12 protein-coding genes are annotated in these 12,178 nt (G+C 51.9%); 2 read left to right on the top strand and 10 right to left on the bottom strand.

Annotation, left to right across the window (positions count from 1 at the left end):
* Positions 1 to 307: 307 nt before the first annotated feature.
* The 3 genes from DXB92_RS02975 to DXB92_RS02985 form a co-directional block, all read right to left on the bottom strand.
* Positions 308 to 787 (bottom strand): dCMP deaminase family protein, encoded by a 480-nt coding sequence (locus DXB92_RS02975; RefSeq protein WP_021681091.1) that lies wholly within the window; start codon positions 785 to 787, stop codon positions 308 to 310.
* Positions 788 to 799: 12 nt separating this feature from the next.
* The gene (locus DXB92_RS02980) at positions 800 to 2,650 is read right to left on the bottom strand and encodes a cellulase family glycosylhydrolase (protein ID WP_117732316.1); all 1,851 of its coding nucleotides are present in this window, start codon (positions 2,648 to 2,650) and stop codon (positions 800 to 802) included.
* 156 nt (positions 2,651 to 2,806) lie between these two features.
* On the bottom strand, positions 2,807 to 3,919 hold the full coding sequence (locus DXB92_RS02985) for a hypothetical protein (RefSeq protein ID WP_147330008.1): 1,113 nt from the start codon (positions 3,917 to 3,919) through the stop codon (positions 2,807 to 2,809).
* Positions 3,920 to 3,964: 45 nt separating this feature from the next.
* Between DXB92_RS02985 and DXB92_RS02990 the strand changes: the two genes are divergently transcribed.
* Together DXB92_RS02990 and DXB92_RS02995 are read left to right on the top strand one after the other, a co-directional pair.
* Entirely contained in the window at positions 3,965 to 4,291 is a 327-nt protein-coding gene (locus DXB92_RS02990; protein WP_021681095.1) for a YabP/YqfC family sporulation protein, read from the top strand.
* Positions 4,263 to 5,426 (top strand): sporulation protein YqfD, encoded by a 1,164-nt coding sequence (locus DXB92_RS02995; protein ID WP_117732321.1) that lies wholly within the window; start codon positions 4,263 to 4,265, stop codon positions 5,424 to 5,426. The genes DXB92_RS02990 and DXB92_RS02995 overlap by 29 nt, the downstream gene beginning before the upstream one ends.
* An 84-nt stretch (positions 5,427 to 5,510) precedes the next feature.
* On the opposite strand, the gene rpoD is transcribed toward DXB92_RS02995, so the two are convergent.
* From rpoD to fliB, 7 genes are all read right to left on the bottom strand, one after another.
* Positions 5,511 to 6,590 carry an RNA polymerase sigma factor RpoD gene (rpoD, locus tag DXB92_RS03000; protein WP_021681097.1) on the bottom strand — a complete coding sequence of 360 codons (1,080 nt, stop codon included), beginning with the start codon at positions 6,588 to 6,590 and terminating at the stop codon, positions 5,511 to 5,513.
* Between the two features lie 17 nt (positions 6,591 to 6,607).
* Positions 6,608 to 8,344, bottom strand: coding sequence for a DNA primase (dnaG, locus tag DXB92_RS03005; RefSeq protein ID WP_117732323.1), 1,737 nt, complete (start codon positions 8,342 to 8,344; stop codon positions 6,608 to 6,610).
* A gap of 28 nt (positions 8,345 to 8,372) precedes the next feature.
* Complete coding sequence (locus DXB92_RS03010) at positions 8,373 to 9,365, bottom strand: deoxyguanosinetriphosphate triphosphohydrolase (protein WP_040646776.1); 993 nt, start codon at positions 9,363 to 9,365, stop codon at positions 8,373 to 8,375.
* A gap of 123 nt (positions 9,366 to 9,488) precedes the next feature.
* Positions 9,489 to 10,121, bottom strand: a complete 633-nt coding sequence (locus DXB92_RS03015) for a YigZ family protein (RefSeq protein WP_117732325.1) — start codon at positions 10,119 to 10,121, stop codon at positions 9,489 to 9,491.
* An 89-nt stretch (positions 10,122 to 10,210) separates the two neighbouring features.
* Positions 10,211 to 10,411: a 50S ribosomal protein L31 gene (gene rpmE, locus DXB92_RS03020; protein ID WP_021681102.1), complete on the bottom strand. Its 201-nt coding sequence runs from the start codon at positions 10,409 to 10,411 to the stop codon at positions 10,211 to 10,213.
* Between the two features lie 138 nt (positions 10,412 to 10,549).
* A complete protein-coding gene (locus DXB92_RS03025; protein ID WP_117732327.1) occupies positions 10,550 to 11,068 on the bottom strand; it encodes a hypothetical protein in 519 nt (172 codons plus the stop codon).
* Complete coding sequence (gene fliB / locus DXB92_RS03030) at positions 11,065 to 12,108, bottom strand: flagellin lysine-N-methylase (RefSeq protein ID WP_117732329.1); 1,044 nt, start codon at positions 12,106 to 12,108, stop codon at positions 11,065 to 11,067. Before fliB ends, DXB92_RS03025 begins: the two co-directional genes overlap by 4 nt.
* Between the last annotated feature and the right edge of the window lie 70 nt (positions 12,109 to 12,178).

Here is a 12,178-nt window from a genome sequence, read left to right on the forward strand (position 1 = left end):
CAAAGCCGTCAGGCGGGCTTTATGCAGTGTTTTCCTAAGTTTATGATCTATTTTATTATAGCATATTTTCCGACAAAACACAAAGGAAAATTGAAAAAAACCAGAAAATTTTGAAATTAGGCATATTTCACAAAAAATATTGTTAAGAACCTGCTTTTGCAAGAAAAAATGTTGCTGCACATGGACAGAAAAAGACACCCTCTCACTTCAGAAATACCGGAAGGAGAGGGTGTCTGGAAATCTTTGTTTTTTGTTTTATGTAGCGTTTCCTTAGGGCAATACCGCACAATCTTTGTGCGGTATTGCCTTAGAGTACCAATGTCATCTGTCGTTCCGTGTGGTGATACGGTCGGCAGGTCACACCAGTCAGCAGAAACATTCTCTGGGAGGCTTTCGTGGCATCAGAATCCGCATACTTGTTGTCGTAGTAGATGATTTCCCGAATGCCGCTTTGAATGATCGCCTTGGCACATTCATTGCAGGGGAACAGGGTAACATACAAACTGCACCCCTGTAGGCTGCCGGCACTGCGGTTCAGAATGGCGTTCAGTTCCGCATGGCAGACAAAGGGATATTTCGTGTTGAGGAAATCACCCTCCCGTTCCCACGGCATGTCGTCATCGTTGCAGCCGGTAGGCATGCCGTTGTAGCCCACAGAAACGATTTTGTGTTCCTGATTGACAATGCAGGCACCTACCTGTGTGTTGCTGTCTTTGCTTCGCTGTGCCGAGAGCAGGGCAATGCCCATGAAATATTCGTCCCACGACAAATAATCGTCACGTTTCATCAGTCCACCGCCTTAGCTCGGGAATCCGCTGATTGCCTTTGACAGTACCTGCCGGTACAGAGCCAGATCCAGACCGTTCAGTGTGCCGTCGCCGTTCACATCGCCAGCCTTGAAGTCCTTGCCCTTGCTGTCTACCTTTTCGCCGGACAGATACTGGATCAGCAGGATCATGTCCTTGACGTTCACTGTACCGTCCAGCGTAATATCGCCGACAACCGTTTCCGGTGTGGTAGTTGTAGTGGTTGTTGTGCCGGCACTGGTCGTGCCCGACTGTATCGGCTTGGTATCGCCGTGGCTGCCCTTGCTGCCGCCGTCAATATTGCTGCCCTCCGAAGCATCGTAAGAGCTGTAGTAATCACTCAGGGAAATACTGGTGGATCCGGTACCCAGTGCACGCTTGTGGTCAAGACTGATGTACTTGCCGCTTTCCTGTGTCTGCCAGAGGGACGGTTCAAACAGACTATACTTGTCATCGTCCCATGTGGAGAAGTCATAGCCCAGCAGACCGCCGGTGTCGCCGGAGTTCGGGTTCAGGCACCAGAAAGTGTGGTTGATGTGGTTGTTGATCATGTAATCACGGAGCAGTTCCATCCACTTCTGGTTTTTGCCGCCGTCCATGTGACCGCCCCATTCGCCGATCAGCAGGGGAGCGATGTTCTGATCGTTGATGTATGCCCATGTGTCATACCAGTAGTCGTCCAGCAGGGTCTGCGTGGTGAAGTCCTTGTCAAACCATGTCTGGTTATAAACCGACGGACCGTAGTCGTGGGGAGAATATACGATCTGGCTGTTTCTGGAACTGGAGCCGAAGTCGATCGGATAATCCTTGACACCGCGGAGGTTGCCGCCCCACCATGCACCATACCACGGGGACTGGTCTGCCGGAGCCTGCCAGATGTCTGCAGTATCATAGGTGTAGCCCTTTTCTGTTTTCGGATACTGTTCCACACCCTCAATAAAGATCAAAGCGTTGGGGTTCACATCCAGAATAGAGTTGCCGCATTCTGTCGCAGAATATGCCCAGTTGTTCTGGTCGGTAGAATTGTCCCACTTGGCAATATCTTCAGGGCACTTGTTTCCGCTGTAGCCGCGTTTGCCGTGCGGTTCATTTTTCAGGTCGTAGCCGATGATGGTATCGTCATTGCTGTACTTTTCAGCCAGCCATGTGACAGAATCCTTCCACATATCCCATGTGATCTTTTCACCGGAAGCCGCACCAATAGCCATGGTGTCACCGTCAGAAGCGGCAGAAGTATAATACCACAGGTTGTAGTTGTGACCGGAGTTGTGCTCTGCGGGGCTGTGCACGTCAATCATGACTTTCAGACCGTAGTCCTTCATCTTCTGCATGATGACGTCGAAGATCTCCATACTGTTTTTCAGCGTCTTGCCGTCTTCCTTGACAAAGTCCTTGTTGGTGTTGACATAAGTACCAGCCTTGGTGACAGTGCCGTCCTCGCCCACCTGATCGGTCGGCGGCTCATAGCCGGCATTAACGGAGCTGACAGGATCCGGTGTGCCACGCATCCACGAAACCAGAAGTTCCGTGGAGATCGGCATACGAATCAGGTTGATACCGTGGTCGCCGACGGTTTTCAGAAATGCATCAATGTCAGTTGCGTACAGACCGTGTGCACAGTTTTCCGTGCAGTTGAAGCCGAACCAGTTTGCACCAGTCAGCCAGACCTGATTGCCGTTTGCATCGTAAAGCTTGCTGCCCTCTGCGTGCAGCCAGTCGTCGTTATTATCATCTGCGGCAGCAGCGGACAGGCTTGTCTGTACCACCGGAGCAGCGGAAGACAGACACGTTGCCAGCATCATGCCGGAAACGGCAGCTGCAGCAAGTTTCTTTTTGAGTTTCATGGATCAATATCCCCTTTCTGTAACTGTGCAGAAATTTTGTGCAATGCTTTGAAAGCAAGCACATTCATACTCTTTTATTATAGTATGTTCTGTCCAAAAAGTCAAGTGATTTCTAGAAAATTTTTATGCAGTGTTTCTTTGGGCAACACCGCATATTTATGCGGCATTCTTTTTTCTGCACGGAGATCGCTGCAGCTTCTGCTCCTCCCGAAAGACCAGCAGCATCATGCACAGCAGCATCAGAATCGGAAAAACTGGGTGAGCAGCCGTTTGCGGGACTGCTGATGTTGTCAGCACCTGCTCCGATACAGCAATCGGGAAAAAATGCAGTACAGCAGCACAGATGCCGCCGGAGAGCAGTCCGGTAAAGCCCCGTGCCCAGACCAGCTTTCCGACGGAAATGGTTTTCCCTGTGACGGCACAAATTTGCAGCAGCACGCAGACACCGCCAAACGACAGCAGTCCTGCCAGCACCGGAATCCGCAGGGAAACCGGCAGCGGCAGTTCCACGCAGTTGGAGATCTCCAGCACGCTCCGCACCAGATCTGCCAGCGGAAATGACACTCCCAGTTGCTGCATCAGGGCAGTGCAGCAACGGAACAGTCCTGCCGCTTGGAATATGCCAGTCAGTGCCGCAAAGCACAGGATCATGCCGCAGAGTTTTAACAGTGTCCGTCCGGCGGAAGTGACGGCAAACGTCAGCATTTGTGCGGAAAACGGGGCTATTGCATTGTTCCCATTCACCGGCGGCGAAATCGGCTTCCGGTGAAACAACAGAAAGCAGAGCAGGAGATTGGCAAACAGACTGGCAGAAAATATCAGCAGAAAGCAGGTTCTCCGGCAGGAAACCGTTCCCAGCAGTCCCAACAAAAACGCCGGTCCGCCGCCGTAGCAGACACAGAGCAGTCTGGACGCATCTTCCTTGGATAGGACACCCTGTTTTGTCAGTGTACAGAGCATGCTTGCTCCCACCGGATAACCGGCGAACTGGCTGAGCAGGAACAGGGCAAAATAAGATTCCGGCAGCCCGAACAAGGCAGTGCTGAACCGGCGAAGCGGCCGTGCCAACGCCTGCCAGGCACCGCTTTCCAGAAACAGCTGGGACAGAATCATCATGGCATACAACGACGGGATAATGACTGTCAGACAGCGGTTCACCGCAGTTTGCAGTTCTGCCTGTATCTGTCCGGCGAAACAGGTGCAGAGCACCAACAGTCCCAATAAGAAAAAAACGGTATACCACCGCAGGCGAAAAAGATGTGCAGTCATAAACGATCCCTCCTGTTCCATGGTATGTGTAGCGGCACACATAATATGTTATGGATTCGCATAGACTTTGTTGAGGTGATGTTCATGGAGAACCGTCTGATTCAGGCAGGACGACGTGTGTTGCAGCTGGAAACACATCTGGAAATGCACAGCGATCGGGAAATTTTCATTGAGAATTGCCGCAGGATACTGGAATACAATGACATTCGAATTGTCCTGCAAACCACAGATCTGGTGCTGGAGATCTGGGGGAGCGAATTGCAGACGGACAGCCGTTCACCGGAAAGCCTGCGGATTCACGGAAAGATCCAGTCAATCACACTGACACCAAAGGGGGCACGCAATGGAACAGCATCTGCGGGGAGAGTATAAGGCGGCGGCAGCCGGCGGAAAATTGTATGCATTTATCAACGCCATGCAGAAAGCGGGGGTGTGCTGCCGGAAACAGCATTGTCAGGGAAACACATATCAGTTTCGCTTTTACGCAAAGCATTGCAAAACTGTACAGGAACTGGCACAGGCAAACGGGGTGCAGCTGGAACTGACACCCTGTCGCACTCTGCAAAGCTTTCTGTACCGAAACCGTTTCCGGTTCGGGGTGCCGCTGGGAATTCTGCTTGCAGCGGGGCTGCTGTTCTACGGTTCCAACATCGTCATGCAGATCGAGGTGATTGCCGACGACACCATTTCCACATCGGAGGTCACAGCGATTCTGGAAGAATGCGGCGTACAGCGGGGCAGCTGGATTCCGTCGATCGATTTCGGGCACTGTGAAAACAGGATCTGTACTTCCGTAGAGGAAGCGGCATGGGTGGGCATGCGGCACACAGGAAATCGGCTGGTAGTGGAAATTCTGGAACGGACACCGGAACCGGAAATGCAGATGACCCGCAAGCCGTCCAACATCATTGCCGCACAGGACGGGCATATTGTTTCGGTGTCGATTTATCGGGGACAGCTGATGAAGCTGGTAGGGGAACCGGTGCGGAAAGGGGACTTGCTGGTCAGTGGGCTGTACACAGACGAAACCGGACACGTGGGAATTCGTCATGCCATGGGCAGCATTATCGGGCAGTATGAACAGACGGAGCAATTCTCCTGTCCCTACACCCAAGAACTCCGCCGTCCCACCGGTGCGGTGACTACGCGGAAGTATCTGGACTTGTTTACATGGCACCTGCCGCTGGGCAGTACAGATTCGCCCTATGCAGACAGTATCCGGACTTCCGGCTATCACTGGTTTTCTCTGTTCGGCAGGGAATTGCCGCTGGGAATCTATCAGGAGAGTTTTCACGAATACCGCACCCGTCTGCTGACCTTGACACCGGCAGAAGCCGCACAAAATGTGGAGGAGCAGATTCAGCGATATGAGGACAATTTTCTTGCACAGACGGAAATCCTGGAGAAAAAAACAACCGTCCTCGAAACCGAGGACGGCGTTACATATACGGTAACTTATACGCTGCAAGGCGAGATCGGTGTGCAGCAGGAATTATACTTACATTAAGGCAATACCGCACAATCTTTGTGCGGTATTGCCTTAAGTGAGCACTGCGTAAAGCCGTCAGGCGGGCTTTATGCAGTGTTTCCTTTAATCCAAGAAATCCTTGACCTTCTTGCTGCGGCTGGGGTGACGCAGCTTTCGCAGAGCCTTTGCTTCGATCTGGCGAATACGCTCGCGGGTGACATCGAATTCCTTGCCCACTTCTTCCAGTGTGCGGGAACGACCGTCCTCCAGACCAAAACGCAGCCGCAGAACTTTTGCCTCACGGTCTGTCAGCGTGGAGAGCACTTCATTCAGCTGCTCTTTCAGCAGCATCAGAGAAGCGGCATCTGCCGGAGCAGGAGCGTCGTCGTCCGGAATAAAGTCGCCCAGATGGCTGTCTTCTTCCTCGCCGATCGGGGTTTCCAGAGAAACCGGATCCTGTGCAATTCGCATGATCTCCCGTACACGTTCTGCCGGCATTTCCAGCTTGTCTGCGATTTCTTCCGCAGACGGATCGTGACCGGTTTCGTGCAGCAGCTGGCTGGAAACCTTTTTGACCTTGGTAATAGTTTCCACCATGTGTACCGGAATACGAATGGTTCTTGCCTGATCGGCAATGGCACGGGTGATCGCCTGCCGGATCCACCATGTCGCATAGGTGGAGAACTTAAAGCCCTTGGTGTAGTCGAACTTTTCTACCGCCTTCAGCAGACCCAGATTGCCCTCCTGAATCAGATCCAGAAACTGCATACCTCTGCCCACATACTTCTTGGCGATGCTGACAACCAGACGCAGGTTTGCTTCGGACAGCCGCTTTTTCGCATAGCTGTCGCCCTCTGCCATACGCTTTGCCAACTCGGTTTCTTCGTCCGGAGAGAGCAGCGGCACACGGCCGATTTCTTTCAGATAAATTTTAACAGGGTCGTCAATGGCGATGCCCTCTGTAGAAAGGGTCATCTCCAGATCGTCGGACATGTTGAGATCATTGTCGTTCAACACGTCATCAGCAACAGAGTCGTCTACAATCTCAATATTCAGCTGTTCACAGCTGCTGATAATGGAGGCGAGCTGATCGGTGTCGAAGTCCAGTTCGTCCAATACATCGGTGATTTCCTTGGTGGTCAGTTTTCCGGTTGCTTTGCCCTGTTCCATCAGTGCATCAATAGTCATCTTTTTCTGTTCCATAGTATTGTTCCTCCTGTTTACCCGTCAGGGTGCTGCTTTTTCTGAATCAGTTTTAATAAGTCTTCATCAGTTTCGATTGCAGACGGCATATCGTTTTTCAGAGTACGAATGCAGTCCTTGACTTCTTCTGCTGTCACAGGGATTTCCTGATTGCGGGCAGAAATGCCGCTGAGCTTTCCCATTTCACTGTCGGAGAGCACATCGCCCATTGCTGAAAGGGAAAAGCCGGTTTGCCGCTTTACGCTGTCAGCAAATGCCTCAAGCACCTGCCGGTACAGCGGTGTAGGGAACGCGTCCGGCTGGATCTGTTCTATGACCCATGCCGACTCGTCCGGTCGGTTCAGCACGTAGCAGAGAATGCGTTCCTCCGCCTTGTACTCCCGCAGCGGAATTGCAGACTGCGGCTGCTGCGGTTCCGGTCGGACGGTGTGTTCAATAATATCTTTCCACGCCTGCGTAGAAGCCAACTTCTTTTTGCTGCGTATGGTGCGTTCCACCTGCTGATGCAGAACTTCTGCGGAGATCTCCCACTTATTCGCCGTGCGGGAGAGGTATACCTCCCGTTCCAGCGGGTTCTGAATTTCCGCCAGTACAGATACCACCCGTTTCAGAAGCTGTACTTTTCCGGCTTCCGTGTCGGGGTCTAATCCTTCTTTGCACCGGTCCAGCCGGAAGTTAATGGCATCACCAGCGTTTTCCAGCAGCAGCCGGAAACGCTCTGAGCCGTATTTTTTGATGTATTCGTCCGGATCTTTTGCACCGGTCATGTGGAGAATGCGGGTGGCAATTCCCACCTCACTGAGCCGGTTGATTGCCTTCTGGGTTGCCTGCTGTCCGGGGCCGTCGCTGTCGTAGGCGATGACCACTTCCTTGGCAAATCTGGAGAGCTTTCGGGCGTGTTCCGGCGTGATCGCCGTTCCCAGCGTCGCCACCACATTGGAAAAGCCGGCTTGGTTGATCGCGATCACGTCCATATATCCTTCCGCCAGAATCATGATCGTGGAAGAACTGTCCTTGGCGAAATTGAGGGAGAACAGATTGCTGCCCTTGTCGAACACCGGTGTTTTTGCCGTGTTCAGATACTTTGGCTGGCTGTCGTCCAGCACTCTGCCGCCGAAGCCGATCACAGCTCCCCGCGTATCCACAATGGGGAACATCACACGTCCGCGAAAGGCATCATACAGATTTCCTTTGTTAGAACGGTGTGCCACATTTGCCAGAAGCAGTTCTTCCTCCGTGAACCCCTTTTGCAGCAGGTAGTCGGTCAGGGCATTCCAGCTGTCTGAAGCGTAGCCCAGTCCGTATTTTTTTATCGTTTCCGGTTTCAGCTGGCGGGAAATGAAATATTGCAGCCCGCGTTTGTCGCTGCCGGAAATGAGATTCCGGAAATAGAAATTTGCAGTTTCCCGATTGACTGCGAACACGCGGGTGCGGAGATACGCACGGCGGTCTGCCTCCCGATCAGTAGGCACTTGCAGACCGCATCGTTCCGCCAGCTGCTTGACTGCATCGGTAAATTCCAGATTGTCCATGCGGCGAACCCACGTAATGACATCGCCGCCAGCCCCGCAGCCGAAGCAGTAGAAGCTCTGGGTTTCCGGAAAAATGGTACAGGACGGTGATTTTTCAGAGTGAAACGGACAGTTGCAAACATAGTGTCTGCCCCGCCGGATCAGATTGACGTAGTTGCCGGCAATTGTTTCCATGGGGCATGCTGCCCGAATCTGTTCCAAAAAGTCATTGCTGTATGTCATTGTTTGTCACCGCCTTTTTGGAACAAGATCATGATTTCCAACTTTTCGGAATGAATAATTCCTGATACAGATCCACGGCATAGCCATCGCTCATGCCGGAAATATAGTCGCATACCGCACGGTGCACATCTTCCTTTTCTGCAATTGCCAGATATTCCGGCGGCATCAGGGAAGCGTGGGAAATAAAGTAGGTATACAGCGTTTCCAGCAGCAGCTTTGCCTTGTTTTCCTCCTGCTTGGCGATGGGATTATAGTATACCCGTTCAAACAGGAATGCATGCAGCTTGTCGTGCATTGCCTGAATCTCCGGAGCCATGCCAATGGTTTCCGAACCGTGCTCCACCACGGCTCCCACCAGACAGGTGATGCGTTTGGTCTTGGTGTCACCCAATACTTCCAATACATCTTTGGGAAGTTCTTCTTTTTGCAGAATGCCGGCACGAATCGCGTCCTCAATGTCGTGGTTCATGTAGGCAATGCGGTCTGCCACACGGACAACGTTGCCCTCTTTGGTATCTGCCACCCGATTGGTATGGCAGAGAATGCCGTTGCGGACTTCTGCCGTCAGATTCAGTCCCTGCCCGTGCTTCTCGATCAGGTCTACTACACGAAGGCTCTGCTCATAGTGCCGGTACCCGTGGGGGCAGATGCTGTTGAGAATAGATTCTCCGCTGTGCCCGAAAGGCGAATGTCCCAGATCGTGCCCCAGTGCAATGGCTTCGGTCAAATCCTCGTTGAGCCGCAGAGCACGGGAAATGGTACGGGCAACTTGTGCGACTTCCAGCGTATGGGTAAGACGAGTGCGGTAGTGATCTCCGGCAGGGGAAAGGAAAACCTGTGTTTTCCGCTTGAGCCGCCGGAACGAGTTACAGTGCAGGATACGGTCGCGGTCCCGTTGGAACTCCGTCCGATAGGGACAGGGCGGTTCCGGACGAAGCCGGCGGGCGTGTCCGATGTTCGGGCATGCGTCCGGTGAAAGGTATTCCAGTTCCTGTTGTTCCAGTTGTTCACGAATGGTCATGGCACATCACCTCCGAAAAGGGCAGGGGTTATTCAAGGCGAAACAGGCAAGCCAGTGCCGTGCCGCCTCAATGCTTCCTTTATATATACGCAGGAAATTGCAAAACTCCTCTTTTTTCGAAAATTATTTTTTCGCCTTGGAAAAGTCTGCGTATTGCAGCCCGCCGGAAACGATCTCCACCTGTCCGCTGGTCAGTTCGATCAGTTCCTTTTTCAGGGGTTCCCACAGGGTATCCCGCACCAGCAGTTTCAGTTCTACCTGATCTTCAAAGATCGTGTCCAGCTGGAGAATATCTTCCTGCGGCAGGTGGTACGCGATTTTCCCGTACAGGGCATAGTCCGTCTGAATGGAAACCGGATAGCAGGGGAGCATGACTTTGACCTGTGCATTTTCAATGGCGAGGGCAGTGCTGTGAGAGTATGCCCGCACCAACCCGTTCGCTCCCAGCAGCACGCCGCCGAAATATCGGGTGACCACACAGCAAATATCCGTCAGTCCGTTTTTTTGCAGCACGTCCAGAATCGGCATGCCGGCAGTGCCCTGCGGTTCGCCGTCGTCAGAATAGCGGGAAGCGTTGCCTTCCCGCAGCAGATAAGCGTAGACATTGTGCCTCGCTCTGCGGTGCTGTTTGCGGACATTTTCAATGGCTTCCACAGCATCTTCCTGCGTGCGTACCGGAAAAAGCTGGGCAATAAATTCCGATTTTTTCTCCACAAACGAAGCCGATACCGGTGCGGCAATGGTACGATATTCCATTCTTGTATCTACCTCCACGTAGACAAAAAAGGACGGTAAACAAAATACCGTCCCTTTTCCATTGTCGTGTTCGAAAAATGTAATCTGAATTAGTCCAGATTGAAACGCTTCTTGAAACGATCTACGCGTCCGCCTGTGTCAACCAGCTTCTGCTTGCCGGTGAAGAACGGGTGGCACTTCGAGCAGATTTCGACCTTGATGTCCTTCTTGGTGGACATGGTTTCCATTACGTTGCCGCAGTGGCAGGTGATGGTGGTCTTTTCAAAATTCGGATGAATGCCTTCTCTCATGGGGTTTCACCTCCTGTATCTGTTGTTTGTATCAACAGCAGCCCATCGGCCATTGTGCCGACAGTAGTCCTGTGAATCTCTGATTTTTTGCGGCATAGCCGCCACAGTTTCTTATTATATCATAGAACGAAAGACTTGTCAAGCCTTTTTTTCAAAAAATATTTCTTTTTCCAAAAAATCGACAAGCTTATCACTGCCAACATACTCTTTGCCGGAAACGATGCGGAGTTTTCCGCTGGGAAAAGTCAATGTGTAGACAGCACCTTTTTGTTGAACCGAAATCAGTTCTGCCCAGCGGTAGACCTGCTTTTTCCCGAAAATGCCGTGCTTTTCCACAAATGTATCTGTGTAAAAGATGCGGTAATTGCGTCTGAACAGCATGCAGAAAATACCCGAAAGGCTGATGAGCAGAAACAGGACACCGCAAGTGAAAGAATCCCAATCCGTCATGCCGTCAGCCCAAATAACAATGCTGAGAACGCCAAACGCCGCAAAACAGATAAACCAGATGCCTCCGGCAATACTGAAAGCTTTAGAAACTCTCACGCATTTCCGATAAGAATTTTCTTCGTTTTCTCTGTCGATATATTTGTTTGTCCATTTGTCAAACAGCTTCGACAACAGTGCAGAAATGGCGTGGGAAAACAGAGAGATCATTGGACACCTCCCGGCGAAGCGAAATATGCACGGAACGCCGCCGGAGAAAAAGCAGCGTTGGTTTCCAGCTGCCATTCCAGTTCTTCCAGATTGTTCTCGTCATATTCGATTTCCTTAACGAAAAGCTGCCAGATTCGCAGCCGCTGTTCTGCGGTATGAAATCCCAGCCGTCTGCTGTATAAGAGCACCACGCACACAGAAAACGCCGCCATTTGCAACGGTAAAATTTCTGCTTCTGGAGTTTCGGCATATGCCGCACGGAGATAATACCGGTACAGCATATCCATTGTAAACAGCCGAATTTCTTGATCCAGTGCAGGCGTGTATGCCAAAAGATTTTCCGGTTCCGGTGCATTTGCAGCCTGTTCCAGCATCTGCTTCCAGTCCGAAGTCAGCACTTCACAGGATCGCAAAAAGGACAAAACAGATTCTTCCATGCAGGGAATAGCCACCGGTTCCTGCGAAACACCTGCCCATTGTTCCGCAAGTGTCAGACAGGCGGACAGCTGTGCACAGGCAGAAGCAGAATCGTCCTGTAACCGAAAAAATAATGCTTGTCGTTGTTCTTGCAGCCGCCGCATGTTCGCCGCTGCGTATTCCGGCGGTTCCTCTGTTATTGCCGGAGAACTGCGTTCTGTCAGTTGCCACTGCTTCGGTGTCATCGAAAACAGCAGCCTTGCCGCTTCCGGACAGGCGGGGGAGATGTCATACTCGATAAAATCCCCGTAGTCCTGCGTGATGCGGGGGAACAGCCGGCAAGTTTCGCACAGGGCATCTTCTCCCAATTCCCCATGAATATCGCAAAGCTGCTGTGCATTCCAAAAAGGACAGCGACTGTTGTGTTCCTGAAAAACGATGTCGCCGTCTGCATCGGTAATCATTGCCTGCCGCAGCCGTTCTCCCAGCGTGCCGGAAACAGAACGGTATCTCTCCGCAGATGCCGTGTCCACAACGATTTCCCATTCCTTGCAGCAGCTGTCCGGACAGGCTCCGGCAATGCAGTGAAACGCCGCATAATGGGACGGGTAGATTTCTCTCATAACACATTCCTCCTGATAAAGGCATTATAGCACGTGGCAATTGCCTTTGTCAAGGCAACACAAAAGGCAC

The organism is Ruminococcus sp. OM06-36AC (assembly GCF_003438725.1).
In the GTDB taxonomy this organism is placed as follows: Bacteria; Bacillota; Clostridia; order Oscillospirales; family Ruminococcaceae; genus Ruminococcus_C; species Ruminococcus_C callidus.

Bases quoted from the DNA above. Each gene is read 5' to 3' on its own strand.
- DXB92_RS02975 (WP_021681091.1), bottom strand. From the start codon at position 787: ATGAAACGTGACGATTATTTGTCGTGGGACGAATATTTCATGGGCATT.
- DXB92_RS02980 (WP_117732316.1), bottom strand. From the start codon at position 2,650: ATGAAACTCAAAAAGAAACTTGCTGCAGCTGCCGTTTCCGGCATGATG.
- DXB92_RS02985 (WP_147330008.1), bottom strand. From the start codon at position 3,919: ATGACTGCACATCTTTTTCGCCTGCGGTGGTATACCGTTTTTTTCTTA.
- DXB92_RS02990 (WP_021681095.1), top strand. From the start codon at position 3,965: ATGTTATGGATTCGCATAGACTTTGTTGAGGTGATGTTCATGGAGAAC.
- DXB92_RS02995 (WP_117732321.1), top strand. From the start codon at position 4,263: ATGGAACAGCATCTGCGGGGAGAGTATAAGGCGGCGGCAGCCGGCGGA.
- rpoD (WP_021681097.1), bottom strand. From the start codon at position 6,590: ATGGAACAGAAAAAGATGACTATTGATGCACTGATGGAACAGGGCAAA.
- dnaG (WP_117732323.1), bottom strand. From the start codon at position 8,344: ATGACATACAGCAATGACTTTTTGGAACAGATTCGGGCAGCATGCCCC.
- DXB92_RS03010 (WP_040646776.1), bottom strand. From the start codon at position 9,365: ATGACCATTCGTGAACAACTGGAACAACAGGAACTGGAATACCTTTCA.
- DXB92_RS03015 (WP_117732325.1), bottom strand. From the start codon at position 10,121: ATGGAATATCGTACCATTGCCGCACCGGTATCGGCTTCGTTTGTGGAG.
- rpmE (WP_021681102.1), bottom strand. From the start codon at position 10,411: ATGAGAGAAGGCATTCATCCGAATTTTGAAAAGACCACCATCACCTGC.
- DXB92_RS03025 (WP_117732327.1), bottom strand. From the start codon at position 11,068: ATGATCTCTCTGTTTTCCCACGCCATTTCTGCACTGTTGTCGAAGCTG.
- fliB (WP_117732329.1), bottom strand. From the start codon at position 12,108: ATGAGAGAAATCTACCCGTCCCATTATGCGGCGTTTCACTGCATTGCC.